1 protein-coding gene is annotated in these 239 nt (G+C 70.7%); it reads left to right on the forward strand.

Going from position 1 to position 239, the window contains the following annotated elements; translation table 11 throughout:
- A partial coding sequence (locus HFP89_RS00190) for a hypothetical protein (RefSeq protein ID WP_168715621.1) occupies positions 1–239 on the forward strand: 239 nt, incomplete at both ends.

Genomic DNA, 239 nt, shown 5'->3' on the forward strand with positions numbered 1-239 from the left:
GCGCCGCTGGTGCTGACCGATACGCTGGGCGCCGGCCTGACCTTCGGTGCCGTGGCCGCGAATCCGGGCGGCTTCACGCCCGATACGGCCGGCAATCCGCTGACCTTCACGCTGCCGTCCGGAACGGTGCCGGGCACCTATCTCGTCACCTATACCGCAGTGGTCGATGCCGACGCCACCGGCTCGGTCGGCAACAGCGTCGTTCCGACCGGCGGCGGCGATCCCGATCCCGAGTGTCC

It is taken from the genome of Wenzhouxiangella sp. XN79A (assembly GCF_012272825.1).
Lineage (GTDB): Bacteria > Pseudomonadota > Gammaproteobacteria > Xanthomonadales > Wenzhouxiangellaceae.